Origin of the sequence: Pseudomonas sp. Lb2C2, assembly GCF_052112205.1 — a bacterium.
In the GTDB taxonomy this organism is placed as follows: Bacteria; Pseudomonadota; Gammaproteobacteria; order Pseudomonadales; family Pseudomonadaceae; genus Aquipseudomonas; species Aquipseudomonas kilonensis.
Genome location: NZ_JAUTYW010000001.1, coordinates 246751 through 267250 on the forward strand (window position 1 = coordinate 246751; position 20500 = coordinate 267250).

Annotated in this window: 20 protein-coding genes; 14 read left to right on the forward strand and 6 right to left on the reverse strand. The window is 63.0% G+C overall.

The genetic code is table 11. The features are described from left to right. The first annotated feature begins 134 nt into the window (after window positions 1-134). On the forward strand, window positions 135-1973 hold the full coding sequence (locus Q7F16_RS01040; RefSeq protein ID WP_409555432.1) for a nitric oxide reductase activation protein NorD: 1839 nt from the start codon (window positions 135-137) through the stop codon (window positions 1971-1973). Window positions 1974-1977: 4 nt separating this feature from the next. Here Q7F16_RS01040 and Q7F16_RS01045 read toward each other — a convergent pair whose 3' ends face one another. Together Q7F16_RS01045 and Q7F16_RS01050 are read right to left on the reverse strand one after the other, a co-directional pair. Next, complete coding sequence (locus Q7F16_RS01045; RefSeq protein ID WP_046065832.1) at window positions 1978-2178, reverse strand: hypothetical protein; 201 nt, start codon at window positions 2176-2178, stop codon at window positions 1978-1980. Next, complete coding sequence (locus Q7F16_RS01050) at window positions 2175-2858, reverse strand: Crp/Fnr family transcriptional regulator (protein ID WP_046065833.1); 684 nt, start codon at window positions 2856-2858, stop codon at window positions 2175-2177. Before Q7F16_RS01050 ends, Q7F16_RS01045 begins: the two co-directional genes overlap by 4 nt. A 577-nt stretch (window positions 2859-3435) precedes the next feature. On the opposite strand from Q7F16_RS01050, the gene Q7F16_RS01055 reads away from it, so the two are divergent. Together Q7F16_RS01055 and Q7F16_RS01060 are read left to right on the forward strand one after the other, a co-directional pair. After that, window positions 3436-4626 carry an NnrS family protein gene (locus Q7F16_RS01055; protein WP_409555433.1) on the forward strand — a complete coding sequence of 397 codons (1191 nt, stop codon included), beginning with the start codon at window positions 3436-3438 and terminating at the stop codon, window positions 4624-4626. A 25-nt stretch (window positions 4627-4651) separates the two neighbouring features. Continuing rightward, window positions 4652-5089, forward strand: coding sequence for a hypothetical protein (locus Q7F16_RS01060; protein ID WP_079303969.1), 438 nt, complete (start codon window positions 4652-4654; stop codon window positions 5087-5089). Between the two features lie 186 nt (window positions 5090-5275). Here Q7F16_RS01060 and ytfE read toward each other — a convergent pair whose 3' ends face one another. Then, a complete protein-coding gene (gene ytfE / locus Q7F16_RS01065) occupies window positions 5276-5950 on the reverse strand; it encodes an iron-sulfur cluster repair protein YtfE (protein ID WP_409555434.1) in 675 nt (224 codons plus the stop codon). Window positions 5951-6111: 161 nt separating this feature from the next. Between ytfE and norR the strand changes: the two genes are divergently transcribed. The 9 genes from norR (at window position 6112) to Q7F16_RS01110 (ending at window position 13487) form a co-directional block, all read left to right on the forward strand. Next, window positions 6112-7644 (forward strand): nitric oxide reductase transcriptional regulator NorR, encoded by a 1533-nt coding sequence (gene norR, locus Q7F16_RS01070; RefSeq protein ID WP_014339167.1) that lies wholly within the window; start codon window positions 6112-6114, stop codon window positions 7642-7644. 206 nt (window positions 7645-7850) lie between these two features. Continuing rightward, window positions 7851-8498 carry a pyridoxamine 5'-phosphate oxidase gene (gene pdxH / locus Q7F16_RS01075; protein WP_046065837.1) on the forward strand — a complete coding sequence of 216 codons (648 nt, stop codon included), beginning with the start codon at window positions 7851-7853 and terminating at the stop codon, window positions 8496-8498. An 87-nt stretch (window positions 8499-8585) separates the two neighbouring features. Further along, complete coding sequence (gene moaB / locus Q7F16_RS01080) at window positions 8586-9140, forward strand: molybdenum cofactor biosynthesis protein B (protein WP_409555435.1); 555 nt, start codon at window positions 8586-8588, stop codon at window positions 9138-9140. Continuing rightward, complete coding sequence (locus Q7F16_RS01085) at window positions 9137-10384, forward strand: molybdopterin molybdotransferase MoeA (RefSeq protein ID WP_409555436.1); 1248 nt, start codon at window positions 9137-9139, stop codon at window positions 10382-10384. Before moaB ends, Q7F16_RS01085 begins: the two co-directional genes overlap by 4 nt. An 80-nt stretch (window positions 10385-10464) precedes the next feature. Further along, window positions 10465-11460, forward strand: coding sequence for a ubiquinone anaerobic biosynthesis protein UbiU (gene ubiU, locus Q7F16_RS01090; RefSeq protein ID WP_409555437.1), 996 nt, complete (start codon window positions 10465-10467; stop codon window positions 11458-11460). A gap of 11 nt (window positions 11461-11471) precedes the next feature. After that, complete coding sequence (locus Q7F16_RS01095; protein ID WP_003202470.1) at window positions 11472-12362, forward strand: U32 family peptidase; 891 nt, start codon at window positions 11472-11474, stop codon at window positions 12360-12362. Further along, entirely contained in the window at window positions 12356-12826 is a 471-nt protein-coding gene (ubiT, locus tag Q7F16_RS01100) for a ubiquinone anaerobic biosynthesis accessory factor UbiT (protein ID WP_079303978.1), read from the forward strand. Before Q7F16_RS01095 ends, ubiT begins: the two co-directional genes overlap by 7 nt. After that, the gene (locus Q7F16_RS01105) at window positions 12826-13191 is read left to right on the forward strand and encodes a putative zinc-binding protein (RefSeq protein WP_095974048.1); all 366 of its coding nucleotides are present in this window, start codon (window positions 12826-12828) and stop codon (window positions 13189-13191) included. The genes ubiT and Q7F16_RS01105 overlap by 1 nt, the downstream gene beginning before the upstream one ends. A 95-nt stretch (window positions 13192-13286) precedes the next feature. Beyond that, a complete protein-coding gene (locus Q7F16_RS01110; protein WP_409555617.1) occupies window positions 13287-13487 on the forward strand; it encodes a nucleoid-structuring protein H-NS in 201 nt (66 codons plus the stop codon). 601 nt (window positions 13488-14088) lie between these two features. On the opposite strand, the gene Q7F16_RS01115 is transcribed toward Q7F16_RS01110, so the two are convergent. The 3 genes from Q7F16_RS01115 to Q7F16_RS01125 all read right to left on the reverse strand — a co-directional run bounded on the left by Q7F16_RS01115 (window position 14089) and on the right by Q7F16_RS01125 (window position 17458). Next, window positions 14089-14766: a Crp/Fnr family transcriptional regulator gene (locus Q7F16_RS01115; protein WP_046062140.1), complete on the reverse strand. Its 678-nt coding sequence runs from the start codon at window positions 14764-14766 to the stop codon at window positions 14089-14091. A gap of 248 nt (window positions 14767-15014) precedes the next feature. Next, complete coding sequence (gene narL, locus Q7F16_RS01120) at window positions 15015-15662, reverse strand: two-component system response regulator NarL (RefSeq protein WP_003202460.1); 648 nt, start codon at window positions 15660-15662, stop codon at window positions 15015-15017. Beyond that, complete coding sequence (locus Q7F16_RS01125) at window positions 15659-17458, reverse strand: HAMP domain-containing protein (RefSeq protein ID WP_046062141.1); 1800 nt, start codon at window positions 17456-17458, stop codon at window positions 15659-15661. The genes narL and Q7F16_RS01125 overlap by 4 nt, the downstream gene beginning before the upstream one ends. Before the next feature lie 307 nt (window positions 17459-17765). On the opposite strand from Q7F16_RS01125, the gene Q7F16_RS01130 reads away from it, so the two are divergent. Both Q7F16_RS01130 and Q7F16_RS01135 read left to right on the forward strand, forming a co-directional pair. Beyond that, entirely contained in the window at window positions 17766-19067 is a 1302-nt protein-coding gene (locus Q7F16_RS01130) for an MFS transporter (protein WP_189664758.1), read from the forward strand. Beyond that, a complete protein-coding gene (locus Q7F16_RS01135; RefSeq protein ID WP_046062143.1) occupies window positions 19045-20442 on the forward strand; it encodes a NarK family nitrate/nitrite MFS transporter in 1398 nt (465 codons plus the stop codon). The genes Q7F16_RS01130 and Q7F16_RS01135 overlap by 23 nt, the downstream gene beginning before the upstream one ends. Window positions 20443-20500: the final 58 nt, after the last annotated feature.

Genomic DNA, 20500 nt, shown 5'->3' on the forward strand with positions numbered 1-20500 from the left:
GAGCTTGCTCCCGCTGGGCTGCGCAGCAGACCCTTTTTGATGGGCGCTTCGCACCCAAGCGGGAGCAAGCTCCCTCGCCACAAAAGCAGTATGAGCCAGTCTCTTCACTGCAATGGGTTGATAGGAGAATAACCATGGCATTCACCCTGGAGCTGGAAGAATGGGTCGGCAGTGTCTGGCACCGTTTCATCACCCGCCGGGCCAGTGCCGATTTTCCTGAGGCCCGGGTCGAACTGGTCCCCCGGCAACGCGCGTTGCAGGTGCTGTTTCGCGCCACCGGCGGTGCGCCTCACCTGGGGGTGGAAGCGGTCAGCGACCGCGACCTGCTGCTGCGTCGCAACCTGTTGCAGCAGATCGCCGGCACCTGCAAGCAAGTGCCCCTGGCCTGTTGCGATGGCGACAATCTGCGGCTGCCGGCGAGCCTGGCGACGTTCCCTGATGTCGGGCTCAACGAAGAGCTGTATCGCTGGCTGGCGTTGCTGGCGGCGCAGTCGGGGCCGATGAAGCACTGGGGGCGGGACAATCAGCGCTGGACCCTGGCGGTGTTGAAGCGCTACCCGGCGCTGCGGCCTCGCTACCGGCGACTGGTGGAGGCGCACTTGTCCCTGCGCCCCGATCCGGCCACGCTCAACCCGGCCGAAGCCGCCCTGGAGCGGGCGTTGTGCCAGGCCTTGTGCGAACCGGGCAGTGTCGAACAGTTTCCCCGCAGCGAGCGGGCGGCCTGGCCGTTGCCGCTGTGGCTATACCCACCCCAACACCTGGCCAATCCCCAGGCCGCCAACCTTGAGGAGTCCGAGCAATACCTGGCGACGCCGCCCGGCGAACAGCAGGGCGGGCGCAAGCGCGCCGAGCGAATCGACGACACCACCCGTGACGGTGGGCTGCTGATCGTGCGCCTGGAAAACCTGTTCAGCTGGACCGAACACGTGGACCTGGATCGCTGGGCGGATGACAGCGAAGACCCGGACGCTGCCCGCGTCGCCGAAGACCTGGACCAATTGACCCTGTCGCGCACCCGCTTGCGCAAGGGCGGTGGTTTGAAACTGCACCTGGACCTGCCGCCGGCCGATGTGGATGACATCCCGTTGGGCGCAGGCATCCTGTTGCCGGAATGGGATTACCGCAAGCAACGATTGCAGGACGACTTCGTCAGCCTGCAAACCTTCACCCCCCGCGATTGCCCGCCTCAGCCGTTGCCCGCACGCCTGCGGAGCTCGGCCCAGCGCTTGCGTCGCCAGTTCGAACACTTGCGCAACGATCGCCAATGGTTGCGCCAGCAAACCCAAGGCTCGGAACTGGACCTGCAAGCCTGGCTGGATTTTCATGTCGAGCGCCAGCACGGGCAGTGCAGCGAACGCGGACTGTTCATGGACCAGCGCCAGACTCGCCGCGACCTGGCCTGCCTGCTGCTGGCCGATCTGTCGATGTCCACCGATGCCCACCTCAACGACGAACACCGGGTGATCGACGTGATCCGCGACAGCCTGTTGCTGTTCGGCGAAACCCTGTCGGTGCTGGGGGATGATTTCGCCTTGTATGGGTTCTCTTCCCTGCGCCGCCAGCAGGTGCGCATGCATGAGCTCAAGGCCTTCAACCAGCGCTACGACGATCACACCCGCGGACGCATCCAGGGCCTCAAGCCCGGTTACTACACGCGCATGGGCGCGGCGATTCGCCAGGCTACGCAACGGTTGGCGGGTTGCAAGCGGCGGCGCAAATTGTTGTTGCTGCTCAGTGACGGCAAGCCCAATGACCTGGATCTTTACGAAGGACGCTACGGTGTGGAAGACACCCGCCAGGCAGTGCTGGAAGCCCGGCGCCAAGGGCTGACGCCGTTCTGCATCACCATCGATCGCGAAGCGGGGGATTACCTGCCGTACATGTTCGGGGCCAATGGCTACACCTTGATTCGCCAGCCCGAGCAACTGCCGCTGCGTTTACCGCAGTTGTACCGGCAATTGACTCAGGATTGAGGGTTCAGACGATGTCACGGGGCAGCCAGAAGAACATGACGATGCAGAAGATCGTCAAGCCGACACAGAACCAGGTGAAGTGCCGCAACCGGCGCTCGCTGGCCTTTGCGGCCTCGACTGGCAGGGGCATGCCGCACTGGCGACATTCGGTTTCATGTATCGGGTTGGCTTGCTGGCAATACAGGCAGGTGGGCTGTGTAGTCATTCGAACTGTTCCAGGCGCAGGCGATCGAGAATGGCGATCTGGCGACCGTCCTGAGTGATGATTTTTTCATCGATCAGGCGCCGGATAATCCGCGAGAAGGTTTCCGGCTGGATCGACAAGTGCCCGGCGATCAACTGCTTGGCCATCGGCAGTTCGAACTGGCTGTCCACGGTTTGCAGGCGCACCAGTTGCGTCAACAGGTAGCGCACCACGCGGTGAGTGGCGTTCTTCAGCGACAGGGTTTCAATCTCGTTGACCCGTTGGTGCAGGCGCACACAGAGTTTGCCGAGCAGGGCGAAGGTCAGCCGGCTGTTGCTTTGCAGCAGACGCATGTAAGTGGCGTTGGACAACCGGTAGACCTGGGTCGGGCCGACGGCTTCGGCGGACGCGACGTAGTTGGGTGTGTCCATCAGCATCATGGCTTCGGCGAAGGTCTGGCGCTCGCCGATCACCTCGAAGACTTTTTCCTGGCCGTCCGGGGTCAGCCGGTAGATTTTCACGGCGCCGGAAATCACGAAGTAAAACGCCTGCGCCGGTTCTCCCTGGCGGAACAGCGGATCGCCCTTGTCGATGTTCAGCAGTTGGCTGTTGCTCATCAATTCGTTGAGCTCTTCTTCGTTCAAGGGCTCGAACAGGTGATGGCTGCGCAGAATCTGGTGATGGACGCGGTGGAGCACCATGGCATGGAATCCTTGTAAGGGCGAAAGAGGTGATCGGGGTCAGACCAGGCTCAGGGACAGGCCGCTGGCAAGCGCCACGACGCAGGAGAGCAAGACGAACCAGGTAAGCGGCAGAACGACGGATTTCATGGATGACCCCGACAAGAAAGGTGATGCCGTGCCTGAGCAAGAGACGGGCCATGCCTGCGGGCGTTGATTCGTGGGGCGTTGGGGTTGGGGAGGGTATAAATGACCCTGGTCTAGCAGGGTTAAAACAACCATGAAAGGGTCATAAATACCCTTTGTGGCTATAGTCCTTGTGGGAGCGAGCTTGCTCGCGATGACGGTAGCACACCCAACATCAATGCCACCTGACCCACCGCCATCGCGAGCAAGCTCGCTCCCACAGGGGGCAGAGGTGTTTTGTCGGGAGGCTTGATCCAGTTCGGCAAGCCCCTTGCAAGTACCTGTTCGAGACGGGAGGTTGCCGATGAGCTGGCTTGATCTGAGACAAGGCCGGCCGGCGTCGATAGTCGATCATTCGAACCCTGGTTTGTTGTACCTCGCTGGCGGTTCAGCGAGGCAAAAGGAGTGATGTATGCAAGTGCTTGACCGTCGCAAGGCCATGGCCATCGCGCCGCTGTGGCGCCTGGCGTTTCGGCCATTCTTTCTGGCCGGTTGTGTGTTGGCGCTGCTGGCCATTCCCTTTTGGCTCGCGGCGTTTACCGGGCGATTGTCGGCCTGGCAGCCGGCCGGAGGATGGTTGGCCTGGCACCGGCATGAACTGTTGTTCGGTTTCGGCCTGGCGATCATCGCCGGGTTCCTGCTGACGGCGGTGCAAACCTGGACCGCAACCCCGGGCCTCAGCGGCAAGCGCTTGGCAACCCTGGCATTGTTGTGGCTGGGCGCGCGGTTGGCCTGGCTGGTCGATGCGCCCTGGCCATTGCTGACGCTGCTGGAGCTGGGTTTTGCCCTGGCGGTCGCGGCGTTGATGGGTGTGACGTTGTGGCGTGTGCGGCAGAAGCGCAATTACCCGATTGTGCTGGTATTGCTGCTGTTGGCCGCCGCCGATGGGTTATCCGTGTACGGCCTGGTGCAGCACAACGAGGGCTTGCAACGCCAGAGCGTGCTCACCGGCCTGTGGCTGGTGGCGGCAATGATGGGGTTGATCGGCGGGCGCGTGATTCCATTTTTTACCCAGCGCGGCCTTGGTAGGGTCGAGGGCGTTGCCCCTTGGCCGTGGCTTGATCGCCTGTTGCTGGCAGGGTCGGCGCTGGTGGCGTTGCTGTATGCCTTCGGTCCGGCGCTGGTGGCCAGCGTCTGGGTCGGCCTGTTGTTCGCCGCGTTGGCGGTGGGCCACGGGATTCGACTGGTGCGTTGGCATGATCGGGATTTGTGGCGGGTGCCACTGCTGTGGTCGTTGCACCTGGCCTACGCCTGGCTGGCGGTGGCCTGCCTGGGCATGGCGCTGTGGCACTTCGGTGTGCCGGTGAACCCGAGCCTGGCGGTGCACAGCCTGACCATCGGCGCCATGGCCGGATTGATCCTGGCGATGGTTGCCCGTGTCAGCCTGGGCCATACCGGGCGCCCCCTTGAGCCACCAGCGGGCATGACCCTGGCGTTCATCCTGCTGAACCTGGCGTGCCTGAGCCGCGTGCTGTTGGTGCTGCTGTTGCCGTTGGCCGGGCTGTGGCTGGCGGCGCTGTGCTGGACACTGGCGTTCGGTTTATACGCCTGGCGCTATGGGCCGATGCTGCTCAAGGCCCGGGTGGATGGGCATCCGGGATGAGCCGGTTGGGCAGAGGGAATCGATAATGTACGGGGTCCTGCTGGTTACCCACCTGTTGGCGGCCATTGCTTTCATTGGCACGCTGTTTTTCGAGGTCTTCATCTGGCATAACGCCCGTCGGCCCTTGGCCCAAGGCGTCAAGGACGCTGCCGACCAAGCCATCGCCCAGCGCTCGCGGCACGTGCTGCACGGCGTCGTGCTGGTGCTGTACGGCGCCGGCCTGGCCCTGGCCTGGCAGCATCGCGGCGCATTGAGCCAGCCGTTGAGCAACAGTTTCGGCCTGCTGCTGAGCCTGAAGATCCTGCTGGCGCTGAGCATCATCGGTCACTATTTGTGGCTGGCGTACTGGCTCAAGAGCGGTCGCCTGACGCCCAGTCGCGCCTGCTGGTTGCGCCGCAGTATCCTGGGGCACATGGTGCTGATCGTGGTGTTGGCCAAGGCGATGTTCTATTGGCAGTTTTGAGCAGCAGATGAGGGCAGCAAATTAGAGCTGCAAATGTGCAAATGAGAGCTGCAAATGCCTGTGGGAGCAAAGCTTGCTCGCGATGGCTGTGAATCAGTCAACATTGATATTGACTGACACTACGCCATCGCGAGCAAGCTTTGCTCCCACAGGAGTAACACAGAAGTAATGGGCAATGTTTGAGAGTTAGTGAGCAGGCTTCATCGCATTGATGAACAACACATTGTTTTCCAGGTGGATGTGCTGCATCAGGTCATCACGAAACTCCACCAACCCGCGATAGAGGGCGCGCCAGGTGTTGCAGGCGTCGGAGGGCGGGGTGATCTGGTCGGTCAGGGTGAGCATGGTTTCCAGGGCTTCACCGTGCTGGTCGTGTTCGTAGCGCAGCACCTGGATCGGCGCCGAGGCCCGTTCACCCAAGCCTTGTTGCAGCATCGGGAACAGCACCTGTTCTTCCTTGAGCATGTGGCCTTCGAGTTCCTGGTACATGTCCTGCAGGTGATCGGCCAGGCCGTTCGGGCAACTGGGTCGCACACCGTGGACCTGCTCGACGCGCCGGGCCAGGCGGATCAGTTCCGGCAGTTGTTCGCGATGGCGTGCGTGGTAACGCTCCAGTATGTGGGCAATCAAGGTCGCCTGGGGCTCGTCGCGCCAGTCATGGCCCATCTCCCCGGCGGCTTGCAGGGTGCGCAGGGCATCGGCGATCAGCAGTGGGTTCAGGCCTTTGCCCAGCGCGGCTTCGCGCAAGGATTTTCGCCCGCCGCAACAGAAGTCGAGGTTGTAATGATGGAAGGTACGAGTAGCACCGGGAATGTCGCAGGCCAGTTGGCCGAGGCTTTGTTCCAGCAGATCGAGGCTCATCATGTTTCCTTGGGTTGAATCCCGGCAGGGACAGATGAACGCTGTCGTTGCAGCCGACGTGCCAGATTCAACTGATTGAAAACAAAGCATTAAATTTTTGCCAGGGTGATTGTCACCCTGATTGTGAAGGGTCAAACGAACCCTGGAGGGTCATCACTACCATGCTGCGTGAAAGCCTGGCCGCCGACCTGATCGTCGAGCTGCCCAATGCGGTGCGATTGCAGCGCCTGGTGCAGACCCTGCGCGAATACTTCAACAGTGGCGCCGTGGGGCTGCTGCGCCTGGACGACGACAGTCTCAGGCCCGTGGCCACCGTGGGCCTGGTCCATGAGGCGCTGGGACGGCGCTTCGTGATCGCCCAGCACCCGCGCCTGGCGGCGATCATGGCGTCGCGCGAACCCACCTGGTTCGAGCCGGACAGCCGTTTGCCGGATCCTTATGACGGCTTGCTCGACAACCACGTCGGCGAGCCACTGCCGGTGCATGACTGCATGGGCGTGAGCCTGTACGTGGAAGGCCGGCTCTGGGGGGCGATCACCCTGGATGCGTTGCACGCCGGCACCTTCGACAGCCGTGCTCGCGAGGAACTCAAGCGCTGTACGTTGCAGATCGAGGCCGCTGTGCGGGTCACCCGGCTCGAGCAGGAAAACCGCAGCTTGCGGGCGTCGCGCAGCGACCAGACCGATCTGCGGCTGCCCGCCGAAGAGGGCGAGATCCTCGGGCGCAGCGAGGGGTTGCAGCAGTTGCTCAACGAGCTGGATGTGCTGGCGGACTCCGAACTGCCAGTGCTGTTGCTGGGCGAAACCGGTGTCGGCAAGGAGTTGTTCGCCCGGCGGCTGCATCGGCTGTCCCGGCGGGGCCACAAGCCGTTGGTCCAGGTCAACTGCGCAGCGTTGCCGGAGTCCCTGGCCGAAAGCGAGTTGTTCGGTCACGTCAAAGGCGCGTTCTCCGGGGCGACCGCCGACCGCGCCGGGCGCTTCGATGCGGCCAATGGTGGCACGCTGTTTCTCGATGAGGTCGGCGAGTTGCCGCTAAGCGTGCAGGCCAAGTTGCTGCGTACCCTGCAGAACGGCGAGATCCAGCGCCTGGGGGCGGACAAGCCGCTGCACGTCGATGTGCGGATCATCGCCGCCACCAACCGGCACCTGCCCGACAGCATTCGCGACGGGCTGTTTCGCGCCGACCTGTACCACCGGCTTTCGGTCTACCCAGTGCCGATCCCGCCGCTGCGCGAGCGCGGCCACGATGTGTTGATGCTGGCCGGGCACTTTCTCGAACTGAACCGCACGCGCCTGGGCTTGCGCGGCTTGCGCCTGTCACCGGCCGCCGAACAGGCGTTGCTGGCGTACAGCTGGCCCGGCAATGTGCGGGAGCTGGAGCACGTCATCAGCCGCGCGGCGTTGAAGCAACTGAGCCGGGGCGCCAGTCGCAGCCTGATCATGACCCTGGAACCGCAGGTGTTGGATCTTGACGTCAACGCCAGCGCAGCTTCGGCGCAGGCGCTGCCGGAACAGGCCCTGCAAGCGTTGGATGCGCCCGTGCAACCCTTGAGCGAGGCTGTCGACGGTTGCCAGCGACAGGCGATCCTCAAGGCCCTGGAACGCTGCGGGCAGAACTGGGCGGGGGCGGCGCGGTTGTTGGAGGTTGACCCGAGCAATCTGCATAAGCTGGCGCGGCGGTTGGGGCTTAAGTAGTCGTTGATCCGTTAGACCGAGTTGCCTTCATCGCGAGCAAGCTCGCTCCCACAGGGATCTTGTGAGCACAGCAGATCACCTGTGGGAGCGAGCTTGCTCGCGATAGCACCCTTCAACTCACCACAAGAACCGGCATTGACAACGATCAAGGCCCGCCACCGCCGCAGAATCCACACTGGCCCAAATCCATCGTGGAGATCACCGTCATGCCCCTTTCCCTGGCCAAAATGCGCCGCCAGTACACCCTCGATGGCCTGGATGAAACCCAGGCACCCGACGCCCCCATGGCTTTGTTCAGGCTCTGGATGCAACAGGCCCGCGACACCGAAAGTCCACCCGTGGAAGCCAACAGCATGGCCCTGGCGACGGTGGACGAGCAGGGTCGGCCGCATTGCCGGATCCTGTTGCTCAAGGGGTTCAGCGATGAGGGCTTCTCTTTTTTTGGCAACTACCAAAGTGGCAAGGGCCAGAACCTGGCGGCCAACCCCTGGGCGGCCATGACGTTTTTCTGGCCGGGGCTGGAGCGGCAAGTCCGCATCGAAGGGCCGGTCGACAAACTCGATCCAGCGTTGTCGGATGCCTATTTCGAATCCCGTTCCGTCGCCAGTCGCCTGGGTGCCTGCGCCTCGCCACAAAGCCGACCACTGGAGGACAGGGCCGCGCTCGAGTCCTTGCTGACGCAAACCGAAAAACGCTTTGCCGATCAACCCGTGCGGCGCCCCGACCATTGGGGAGGCTATTGCCTGCGGCCCGAACGGATGGAGTTCTGGCAGGGCCGCGCCGACCGTTTGCACGATCGCCTCGACTACCGCCTGCAGGATGGCGCCTGGCAGCGTTGCCGCCTGGCACCCTGACGCCAAGGGAGGTACCTCCAAGGAGGAATAGGCCCGGCAACGATTGCGGTTCAGGCTGGGCCATCTTTTCTGACAGGACGGCTGATCATGGCCCATCTGACGCAACGCCTCTTTCAACCGCTGAACATCGCGGTCCTTACCATCAGCGATACCCGCACCTTCGACACCGATACCTCGGGCCAAACCCTGGCGGACCTGCTGCAAACGGGCGGACACGTGCTCATCGACCGTGGGCTGGTGAAGGATGATATCTACCAGATCCGCGCCCAGGTCTCCCAATGGATCGCCGACCCCAAGGTGCAGGTGGTGTTGATGACCGGCGGCACCGGGTTCACCCCGCGCGACAACACCCCCCAAGCGGTGGCGCCACTGCTGGACAAACAGGTGGACGGTTTTGGCGAGCTGTTCCGCCAGGTGTCGCTGGCGGAGATCGGCATGTCCACCCTGCAATCGCGCGCCTTGGCAGGCATGAGCAATGGGGTGCTGGTGTGCTGCTTGCCGGGTTCGCCAGGGGCGTGCCGGACCGGTTGGGAGCAGATCCTGGGCGGGCAATTGGACAGCCGCACCGGCCCGTGCAATTTCACACCCCACCTCAAGCCGCAACCCGGTATTGCCCTGGAACCTTGTGAGGCGCGTTCATGAGCAGCGGCGCGTGTGGCAGCGCCTGTGACAGCGGCGCGCTGATGCCGGTGGATGAAGCTATCCGCTACCTGCTGGATCAGGCACCGCTGCCGCCTCCGGTGCAGCGGATGGCGCTGGACCAGGCCTTGGGCCGAGTGCTGGCGGCAGACATTCGCAGCCCCATGAACCTGCCGCCGTGGGACAACAGCGCCATGGACGGTTATGCCCTGCGGGCCGCCGACCTGCCGGCCGTCGGGGGGCATCTGACCTTGGCCGGACGCATTGCCGCCGGAGCGGCACCGGGCCAACCGTTACAGGCCGGGCAGGTGGTGCGGATTTTTACCGGCGCGCCGTTGCCGCCGGGGGCTGACACCGTGGTGCCTCAGGAAAGCTGCCGGGTGGAAGGTGAGCGGGTCTGGTTGCCACCGGTCAATGGCGGGGAGCATGTACGCAAGGAAGGCGAGGAAATGCAGCGCGGGGACCGTTTGCTTGCGGCCGGAAAACGCTTGCGGGCCCAGGAGCTGGGGTTGCTGGCCGGGGCCGGGATTGCGCGGGTGGAGGTCTATCGACCTTTGCAGGTGGGCCTGCTCAGCAGCGGCGATGAACTGCGTGAGCCGGGCGAAACGCTGGCACCGGGACAAATCTACAACAGCAATCGCCACAGCCTTGCGGCACTGCTGCGCGGCTGGGGTATGGAGGTACATGACTACGGCGTCATGCCCGACAAACTGCTCGCCAGTCGCCAAGCCTTGAGCCTGGCGGCGGCCGAATGCGACTTGCTGCTGACCTCCGGCGGCGTGTCGGTGGGCGAGGAAGATCATCTCAAGCAAGCCATCGAAGCACTGGGTAGTGTTGACCTGTGGCGCCTGGCGATCCAGCCGGGCAAACCCCTGGCCTTTGGCGAGGTGGCCGGCAAACCCTGGATCGGGCTGCCGGGCAACCCGTCGGCGGCGCTGATTACCATGTTGATTGTCGTGCGCCCGTTCCTGTTCCGGGCCCAGGGCGTGGATGACGTGTTGCCCGTGGCGTTGCAGTTGCCGGCCGGGTTCGACTGGCCAAAGCCCAACCGGCGACGGCAGTACCTGCGGGCGAAATTGACCCCGAGCGCCGATGGCTCGCTGTGTGTCGAGCTGCATCCCCAGCAGAGTTCGGCCATGTTGGCGGCCGCATGCTGGGCCGATGGCTTGGCCGTGGTGGAGTGCCAGGCGCAAGTGCACAAGCACGACAAGGTGCTGTACCTGCCGTTCGCCGAGCTGATGCATTGACGGCAATTGATTGCCGTCAAGGTCGCCGGCCGAGGTCTGGCTAGACTGGCGGCGCTTGAGTTTTCTCATGAGGATGCCCCATGCAACTGGTTTGCCCGGCAGGGAATCTGCCTGCCCTCAAAGCGGCGGTGCGCCAAGGCGCCGATGCCGTCTATGTCGGCTTTCGCGATGACACCAACGCCCGGCATTTTGCCGGGCTGAACATGGACGACAAGCAGTTCGACGCGGCTGTCGCACACATCCGTCAGCACCAACGCAAGCTGTACGTGGCGGTCAACACTTACCCGCAACCCAAGGGTTGGGAGCGCTGGCAACGGGCAGTGGACCGTGCCGCCGATTTTGGCGTGGATGCCCTGATTGCCGCCGACCCCGGCGTGCTCAGCTACGCCAGCCAGCGCCATCCGAAACTGGCGCTGCACCTGTCGGTACAAGGCTCGGCGACCCACGCCGCGGCCCTGGCTTTTTACGCCCAGCGCTATGACATCCGCCGCGCCGTGCTGCCACGGGTACTGTCCCTGGCCCAGGTGCGACAGGTGGCGGCGGGCAGTCCGGTGCCGATCGAAGTCTTCGGTTTCGGCAGCCTGTGCATCATGGCCGAAGGCCGTTGCCACTTGTCTTCCTACATCACCGGCGAATCGCCGAACCTGTGCGGCGTCTGCTCGCCCGCCAAGGCGGTGCGCTGGAGCGAGGATGCCCAGGGCCTCAGCGCACGCCTGAGCGAGGTGCTGATCGACCGTTATACCCCCGAAGAACCGGCCGGTTATCCGACCCTGTGCAAAGGCCGCTTCCTGGTCGGCGGCAAGCGCTTCCATGCGCTGGAAGAACCCACCAGCCTCGACACCCTCGACCTGCTGCCGGAGTTGGCAGCCATCGGCGTCGAAGCGGTGAAGATCGAAGGTCGCCAACGCAGCCCGGCTTACGTTGAACAAGTGACCCGGGTCTGGCGCGCCGCACTGGATGCCCACCAGGTCGCGCCGCAACGGTTCCGGGTGCAGGAAGAATGGCGCCAGGTGCTGGCTGGCTTGTCCGAAGGCAGCCAGACCACCCTGGGTGCCTACCATCGATCATGGCAATGAGGGGAGGCCAGATGAAACTCAGCCTGGGACCGGTCCTGTTTTACTGGGACAAAGCGCAACTGGGGAATTTCTATGCCGAGATGTCGGCATTGCCGCTGGACGTGATTTACCTGGGGGAAACCGTGTGTTCGAAACGCCGGGCGTTCTCCCTGGATCAATGGCTGGGGTTGGCGCGCGAGCTGCAAGCGTGTAGCCAGGCACAGATTGTGTTGTCGAGCCTGACGCTGATCGAGGCGGCCTCGGAGCTGTCCTCGCTGCGACGCCTGTGTGACAACGGCCAGTTGTTGGTGGAAGCCAATGACATGGGCGCGGTGCAGTTCATGGCCGAACGCAAGCTGCCTTTCGTCGGCGGCCCGGCGCTGAACTTGTACAACGGCCACGCCCTGGGGCAATTGCTCGACAGCGGCATGATCCGTTGGGTGCCGCCCGTGGAATGTTCGGCGGCACTGATCGGCGATGTGCTGGAGCAGGTGCGGGACATGGACCGCGAGGTGCCCGAGGTGGAGATCTTCGCCTACGGTCATCTGCCCTTGGCGTACTCGGCACGCTGCTTTACCGCCCGAGCCGAAAACCGCCCCAAGGACGACTGTCAGTTCTGCTGCATCAACTACCCCGACGGCCTGGCGCTGAGCAGTCAGGAAGGCCAACAGCTGTTCACCCTCAACGGCATCCAGACGATGTCCGGCGAGGTGACGAACCTGCTGGCCGACTACAACGCGCTAATGGCCTGCGGCGCCGATGTGCTGCGCCTGAGTCCGCGCGCCCAGGGCATGGCCGAAGTGGTGACGGCCTTCGACAAGGTTCGCCAGGGCGAGGCACCCCCGCTGTTCGTGGACGGTTGCAATGGCTACTGGCACGGCCATGCCGGCATGTTGAAGGTAGAGGAGGCTGGTCTGTGTTGAGTCCGAAGAAATGGGTGCTCAAAGGCGCCGACCGCTTGCTGCCGTTGGTGGGCAAGGTGCCGTTCGTGGTGCAGCGACTGGCGTTGCAGCAGGCGCTCAATCGCTGCCTGGCCGAGCCGTTGCGCGACGGTGGTTTCGAGATGCTGCGTGGGCGCTGGTTGTGCCTGCGGGTGCCTGATCTGAAGTTGTGCTGGTACCTGACCCTGGCGCGGGATGGGTTGCGCATCGCCGAACGCGCCGAGGCCCAGGTCACCATCAGCGGCAACTGGCGCGAGTTCCTGTTGTTGGCCAGTCGGCAGGAGGATCCTGACACGTTGTTCTTCCGTCGCCGGTTGGTGATCGAGGGGGATACCGAGTTGGGGCTGGCGTTGAAGAATTTGATCGACAGTCTTGATCCGGACGTCCTGCCGCCTTGGCTCTGGCGCAATCTGGAGCGGGCGGGCAAGGGGTTGGCGACGGTCTGATGAAAGCCCCGAGTTTATTGCCTCTGGTGTATTCGTGTTCCGGTTGTTCCAACGTGGCGCAACTGGCCAACACCGTCGCCCTGCGGCTGGATCGTGCGGGGCTGGCTGAGATGTCCTGCATTGTCGGGGTGGGTGGGGGTGTGGCGCCGCTGGTTGACAAGGCGCGGTCGGGGCGGCGGATCATTGCGTTGGATGGTTGTCCGTTGCAGTGCGTTCAGGCGTGTTTGCGGCAGCATGATTTGGTGGCGGATGTGCATGTGATTCTGAACCAGCTGGGGTTGCGCAAGCGGTTCGGGGTGGATTGCGGTGAGCCTGAGATGGAGTTGGTGTTTTCGCGGGTGGTGGGGTTGATTGATGTGGGTTAGGTTGGGTGAATATCCATTTTTTCGGTAATGGCGGCTTATGGTTCCGCTCTTACAGCGGCTCACTTTTGAGAAGCGCAAAAGTAAGCAAAACGCTCTTGCCCCACCACTCGGCACCTCGCCTAGGCTCGGTGTGCCCTCACTCCGGCATTGCTCCGTGGGCCCGCCGCGAAGGGCCATCCATGGCCCAGCGCGGCTATCCCGGCATCCATGCCGGGATGCCCACTGCGCAATACCTGCGTTCAGCCATCGTGGTTAACGGGGCGTCCGAGATCAACGTCCACCACGAGGCGGCCTGATAGCCGACCTGGTTCTTGGTGGGACCGCGTTTCCCCTGTGGGAGCGAGCCTGCTCGCGAAGAGGCCAGCAAGTTCAACATCCATGTGACTGAACCACCGCAATCGCGAGCAGGCTCGCTCCCACACTGGATCTTCAGCAGCCACAAAACCTATGTACGCCGCAGCCCTCTTGTGGGAGCGAGCTTGCTCGCGAATGCGGTCTCACAATCGACGCGGATGCTGAATGTGCCGGCTAAATAAACCATCCAAGACAGTTGCTCCCACAGGAGAAACGCGGTCTCACCCAGAGCCAGGTCGGCTATCAGGCCGCCTCGTGGTGGACGTTGATCTCGGCGCCCCGTTAACCACGATGGCCGAACGCAGGCATTGTGGAGTGGGCACCTCGGCATGGATGCCGAGGTAGCCGCGCTGGGCCATGGATGGCCCTTCGCGGCGGCCCACGGAGCAATGCCTGAGTGAGGGAATGCCGAGCCTAAGCGAGGCACCGAGTGGTGGGGCAAAAAGCGTTTTGCTTACTTTTGCGCTTCTCAAAAGTGAGCCGCCGTCAGGGCGGAACCCTAAGTAGCCGTTACCGAAGAAATGGATATTCACACAAAGAAACCTACTGCTGATAACCCTCAAGCCCATCCTCGGACAAGATACGAATCTGACGTCGCTCCATGGCAATCAACCCCCCATCCACCAACCGATGAAGAATCCGCGAAAACGTCTCCGGCTGGATCCCCAACTTGGAAGCCACCAGCCGCTTGGACACCTGCAAAACCACCTGACCATCGCGCGGATCGCGTTCCTGCAGCAGGAAATTGATCACCCGCCGGCTGGCGCTGGCCAAGGTCAGGTTGTCGATGTCCTTGAGCCGCTGATGCAAATGAATACTCATGCTCGCCAGGATCGCCAGGCAGACCTTGGGCTGGTCCTCCAGGGCCTTGCGGTAATGGGTACCTTCGATACTCACCAGCACGCTGTCCTTGATCGCCGACGCACTGACCGGATAGCAACGGGCCTGGCTGAACAGCAGGGCCTCGGCGAAGGTCTGGCCGGGCTGGATGATTTCCACCAGGTTCTCCTGGCCCTCACCGGTCACTCGGAACAGCTTGATCTGGCCACTGACCAGCAAGAAAAACCGCTTGGCCGGATCGCCCTGGTGCATGAGCGTGCTGTTGCATTCCAGGCGTTTGAGGACAGCCAGGCTGCAGACATCCTCAAAAACCCGCTCCGGCAGTTGGCTGAACAGGTGATGACGACGCAACAGTAAAACGATGGAAGGGTGGGTCAGCATGGCGTACCTCCGCGTGCCGTCATGGTAGAGCCCAAATCGCCGCCGGCCTATGCCTCGGCAGGCCTACCTCGGAAGAGGGATGGGCCTCTCGATCAAGACACAAATCCTGTGGGAGCAAAGCTTGCTCGCGATGGCGGCAGCACGCTCAACATTTGCGCAAGCTGAACCACCGCTATCGCGAGCAAGCTTTGCTCCCACAGGTTTTTTTCCTGCAGGCTCTGCTCTCACAGTTGGTGTGTTTTGCTGGGCTAACCCGCCCCGCGCAAATGCTCCATCGCCCACACGGCGGCTTCGACCCGTGAGCGCAAGCCGAGCTTGTGCAGCAGGTTCTTCACGTGGACCTTGACCGTGCCTTCGGTGATGCCCAGCTTGTGCCCGATGACCTTGTTGCTGTAGCCGCCGGCGATGGTCTTGAGTACCTGGCGTTCGCGCTCGGTCAGTTCCACATCGGCCTGGCGCGGTGGCGAGCGCAGCGCCTGGGCCATGACGCGGGTCAGGCCCGGGCTGATCACCAGGGCGCCGTTGAGGGCATCGCGGATGTACTGGATCAGCAGCTCCGGCTCCATGTCCTTGAGCAGGTAACCGTTGGCGTCCAGGCGCAAGGCATCGCGGATGTCGTCCTCGGCATCGGAGACAGTGAACAGCAGTACCTTGCCGGTGTAGTGCATGGCGCGCAGCCGGCGCAGGGTCTCGATGCCGTTCATCTGCGGCATGTTGTTGTCCAGCAGGACCAGGTCGGGCTTGAGCGGCTCGATCAGGGTCAGGGCTTCTTCGCCGTGGCTGGCTTCACCAACGATCTGCAAATCGTCTTCGAGCTCTAGCATCTGGCGGATCCCGCGACGCATCATCGGGTGATCGTCGACCAGTAGCAGGGTGTGGCGCAGGGGGGCGTTCATGTTGCGAGGCCTTCGGTGTGTTGGCCCAGGAATTCCGGTTGGAAATGCACCTGGATGCGGGTGCCCTGGGGTGTTCTGGAGAGAATCTGCAGTTGGCCGTGCAGGCTGCGGGCCCGTTCGTTCATGATGTTCAGGCCATGGTGTTCGCGCTGGTCGACCTCGCCACTGAAGCCGCGGCCATCGTCTTCGATCGACAGCTGCACGGTCTCGCCTTCCTGGCGCAGTTCGAGCCAGGCGTTTTGTGCATGGGCGTGGCGCAGGCAGTTGGACAGGGCCTCGCGGGTGATCTGCAGGATGTGGATCTGCTCGCTGGCCGACAGCTCGAAGGCCAGGGTGTCGATGAACAGGTGCACCTGGAAATCCCCTCGGTTGGAGAACTCCTCGGCGGTGTCCTTGAGTTCCTCGACCAGGCCGTCATCGTGGATCTGCAAGCGGAAGGTGGTCAGCAACTCGCGCAACTGGCGATAAGCATTGTTGAGCCCTTCACGCAGTTCACCGGTGACGGTCTCCAGGGTCTGCACCGGTTCGCCGCGACGCATCAGGGTCTGCATGCGGCTGACTTGCAGCTTCATGTACGACAAGGCCTGGGCCAGGGAGTCGTGCAGCTCGCGGGCAATGATCGTGCGTTCATCGAGCAGCAGCAGGCGATGGTCCTGTTCGCGCTGGCGCTTGAGGGACAGCGAGGTGCCGATCAGGTTGGCCAGGGCCTGGATCAATGCGGTTTCCCAGGGCTGTGCGGCGTGGCCGTCGACAAAATGCGCCTTGAGCTCACCCAGCTCGTTGCCCTGGTTACTGATGCTGAAGGCTTGCGGGCGCGCAGCGTTGTGTTTATGGCAACTGGCGCAATCGCTGCTGGCGCAGACCTGGCGGCTGGCGGCGCCATGCAGGGCCAGCAGGTGCCTGGCCGGTGACTGCAATTGCCCTTGCAGGCACAACGTCAGACGCAGGCCCGGCAGGCGCTGCTGGAAGCGCCGGATCAGTTCATCCAGCCCTTCGGCATTGGCCTGGCGCGTCGCCAGGCTGCGACTGCTCTGGTACAGCAGCTCCAGGGCGGCGTTGGCCTGTTGCAGGTTCAGGGTCTTTTGCTGGACCTGGTTTTCCAGGGTGCGGTGTGATTGTTCGATGGTTTCGGCCATGGTGTTGAAACTGGTCGCCAACTGGCCCAGTTCATCTTCGGACTGGTGATTGACCCGCACCTGGAATTCGCCACGGCGAAAGCGCTGGGTGGCGTCGACCAACTCCTGCAAGGGCGTGACCACGCCGTACTGCAATTCATACAGGCCGATCAGCAGGATGATCATGGTGCTGAATAGCGCCATGCCCTGGATCGCCTGCTGCCAGCCTTGCTTATGCTCGCTCTGGCGTTGCAGCAGGGTGACGAACTGGTCCAACTGATCGACGAAGGTGTTGGCGCTGGCCTGGAAAAATGCCGAGTCACCACGCTCGATGGCCGGGCGCAAGGTCTGGTTCCAGCGTTGTACAAGGTCGCGATAGCTCGTGTGCAGGGAGGTTTCCGGCCCGTCTTCCAGCACAGCGCGCAGGGCAGGGCTGTCGAGGCGTTGTTGCAGGCTGTCCATGATCGCCGGGATGTCGTCGTGGGCCCCCGCCGCCAGTTTCCAGCTCAGGTGGTAGGTCTCCATGCGCACGGAGCCGGCGGTGTTGATGGCGGCAGCGTCACCCTGGCTGAACCAGGCGATCAACCCGGCACTCAAGGAACTGGCCAGGGCCAGGATGGCGATCAAGATCACCGCCAGCCCGGCGCGAGCGGGCAGGGAACTGCGCAGCCAACGCATCATCGACGCGGACCTGCGAGGAAAAACGGTGAAGCGAGCATGGGCGCGCCTTGGACCTGGGGGTGTAGCAGCCAATCCTGGGCGTACTACCTCTAAAGAGTTGTCGGCCGCTCCATTTCCATAAAAGCTTCGGCAGACTTGTTCAAAGTATTGATAAATAAAGGGTTGTATCAATATCAGGACCTACCTCCTTGGAGGTAGACGGGCCAAGCATAGGCCTGTACCGCCCCGGCGCACGTTGACCCAGGTCAAGTTTTCGCGGGGTTCGTATCACTAGGCTGCGCCCATCGAACTGACGGAGTGCATCGTGATGCGAGCGCAAGTGCAACAAGGGCTGGTACTAGGGATGAGTACCCTGGCCTTCACCGTGTGCTTCATGGTCTGGATGATGTTTGCTGTGCTGGGGGTTCCGATCAAGGAACTGCTGGCCCTCAATGAAACCCAGTTTGGCCTGCTGGCCGCCACGCCGGTGTTGACCGGTTCGCTGGTGCGTCTACCCCTGGGGCTTCTGACCGACCGCTTTGGCGGACGGATCGTGTTCTTCCTGCTGATGCTGGCCTGTGTACTGCCGCTGTACCTGATCACCCTCGCCACGGCCTTCTGGCAGTTCCTGGTGCTGGGCCTGTTCGTCGGCCTGGCCGGGGGCTCGTTCTCGGTGGGCATCGCCTACGTCGCCAAGTGGTTCGACAAGCAGAACCAGGGTTTTGCCATGGGCGTGTTCGGCGCCGGCAACGCCGGTGCGGCGGTGACCAAGTTCCTCGCTCCGGCGCTGATCGCGTTCGGCAGCTGGCACCTGGTGCCGAAAGTGTTCAGCGCCATCCTGTTCATCACTGCGCTGCTGTTCTGGTTTCTCACCACCGAGAAAAAGGAACACAGCGGCACTGGCGGTGCGACGTTGCGCGAGCAATTGCAAACCCTGAAAGAGCCAGCCGTGTGGCGCTACTGCCAGTACTACTCGATCGTCTTCGGCGGCTACGTGGCGCTGGCCTTGTGGATGACCAAGTACTACGTGCAGGAATACGGCTTCAGCCTGCAAAGCGCGGCGCTGCTGGCGGCGTGTTTCTCCCTGCCCGGTGGCGTACTGCGGGCCGTCGGTGGCTGGATGTCCGACCGCTGGGGCGCCCAGAGCGTGACCTGGTGGGTGTTGTGGGTCAGCTGGATCTGCCTGTTCCTGCTCTCCTATCCCCAGACTCAACTGCAAGTGCAGACCGTCAACGGCATCGTCGATTTCCACATCGGCCTCAACGCCACGCTGTTCACCGTGCTGCTGTTCGTGATGGGCATCGCCTTCGCGTTCGGCAAGGCCTCGGTCTTCAAGTACATCGCCAACGACTACCCGAAAAACATGGGCGCAGTGTCCGGCATCGTCGGCCTGGCCGGCGGCCTGGGCGGGTTCGTGCTGCCGATCATGTTCGGCGCCCTGGTGGACCTCACCGGCGTGCGCTCGTCCTGCTTCATGTTGATGTACGGCGTGGTCTGGGTGTCCCTGGCCTGGATGTACTTCAGCGAAATACGCAAGCGCCCGCTGCTGGGTAAACAGCCGCCGGCCACTCAATCCCCGTTTTCCAGCATTGCCCAAGGAGAAGAACATGTCCGTTCTGCAAACGCCTGAAAAGGGCCCGGTCATTCATGACTGGCGCCCGGAAGACCCTGCTTTCTGGGGCAGTAGCGGCAAACTGACCGCCCGGCGCAACCTGTGGATTTCCATCCCGGCGCTGCTGTTGGCCTTCGCGGTGTGGATGGTCTGGAGCACGGTGATTGTGCGCCTGAACGCCATCGGCTTCAGCTTCAGCACTGACCAGCTGTTCTGGCTGGCGGCATTGCCGGGGCTGTCCGGCGCGACCTTGCGCATCTTCTACTCGTTCATGGTGCCGATCTTCGGCGGGCGTCGTTGGACCGCGCTGAGCACGGCGTCGTTGCTGATACCGGCTTTGTGGATGGGCTTCGCCGTGCAGGATTCGGCCACGCCCTACAGCGTGTTCGTGCTGATCGCATTGCTTTGCGGTTTTGGTGGCGGCAACTTCGCCTCGAGCATGTCCAACATCAGCTTCTTCTACCCCAAGTCCCAGCAGGGCACCGCCCTGGGCCTGAACGCCGGGCTGGGTAACCTGGGCGTGTCGGTGATGCAGTTCAGCGTGCCACTGGTGATTTCCTTCGGTGTGTTCGGCTTCATGGGCGGCCAACCGCAAGTCCTGGCCGACGGCAGCTCGCTGTGGTTGCAGAACGCCGGCTTCATCTGGGTGCCGTTCATCCTCGCCGTGACCCTGATTGCCTGGTTCGGCATGAACGACCTGTCCAGCGCCCGCGCTTCGTTCAGCGAGCAGGCGGTGATCTTCAAGCGCAAGCACAACTGGCTGATGTGCTGGCTGTACCTGGCCACCTTCGGTTCGTTCATCGGTTTCTCCGCCGCCTTCCCGCTGCTGATCAAGACCTCGTTCCCGGAAGTCATCGCCCTGAAATTCGCCTTCCTCGGCCCGCTGGTGGGCGCGCTGGTACGGCCGCTGGGCGGCTGGCTGGCGGACAAGCTCGGTGGCGCGAAGGTCACCTTGTGGAACTTCGTGTTGATGATCGCGATGGTCTTCGGCGTCCTGCACTTTCTTCCGCAGAACGGCCAGGGCGGCAGCTTCTACGGCTTCCTGGGCATGTTCATGTTGCTGTTCATTACCACGGGTGTGGGCAACGGTTCGACCTTCCGCATGATCCCGGTGATCTTCCGCACCCTGCATGAAAAAGCCGCCCTGGGGAAAAAGCCCGAGGTGCGCGAGCAGGCGCTCAAGAATGCCGGCAAGGAATCGGCCGCCGTGCTGGGTTTCAGCTCGGCCATGGGCGCCTTCGGAGCCTTCTTCATTCCCAAATCATTCGGCACTTCGATGGCCCTGACCGGCGGCCCGGAGATGGCCTTCTACATGTTCGTCGGCTTCTACCTGAGCTGCATCGTGGTGACCTGGTGGTGGTATGCCCGCAAGGGCGCCGCGACACCTTGCTAAGCCGAACCTAAACCTGCGTGGGCGGGGCGCAGACCCCGCGGAGCAAGCCTGAGAGGAA